Genomic DNA, 567 nt, shown 5'->3' with positions numbered 1-567 from the left:
GCCCCACGCCTGGCTGGAGGACCTGGACGGCAATCGTGTGGCCCTGGCCCGCCTGGTCCGCCCCGGCCGCTTCCTGCTGATCGCCGGAGAGGACGGCCAGGCCTGGTGCGAAGCCGCCGAGAAGATCGCCGCCCAGAGCGGACTGCCGCTGGACGCGATCCGTCTCGGCCACCTCGACGGCGACTACCGGGACCTGCGCTCCACCTGGACCGCCGCCCGCGGGCACACCCCGCACGGCGCCGTCCTGGTGCGCCCGGACCGCTTCATCGGCTGGCGCGCCCACGGCGAGGCCACCGACCCGGTCGCCGACCTGACCACCGCACTCGACACCCTGCTGGCCCGGTAGGGGAATTCGCACCCCTGGTGCCACCAGCCCCGCTGGTCGCTTGCCACGGTCGGCGGGGCTGGTGCCACCGGCCCCTTCCACCCCGTACCCGCCTCTTGTATCTCGCGACACCGCCGTACCGGCCGCCGTCGCGGGGAGCCGCCCGAAGGGACACGCCATGAACGATCCGACCCCCACCCCGACCCTGTCGCTTATACACATCTGACTCTGCCGACGAACCC

1 pseudogene is annotated in these 567 nt (G+C 73.4%); it reads left to right on the top strand.

The features are described from left to right. Positions 1 to 346 (top strand): annotated as a pseudogene (locus GUY61_RS38830) (FAD-binding monooxygenase); the annotation flags it as partial. Between the last annotated feature and the right edge of the window lie 221 nt (positions 347 to 567).

It is taken from the genome of Streptomyces sp. GC420 (assembly GCF_009916105.1).
Lineage (GTDB): Bacteria > Actinomycetota > Actinomycetes > Streptomycetales > Streptomycetaceae > Streptomyces.
The sequence above is the reverse complement of the archived record's forward strand: the minus strand, read 5'-3'. Positions and strand labels throughout refer to the sequence as shown.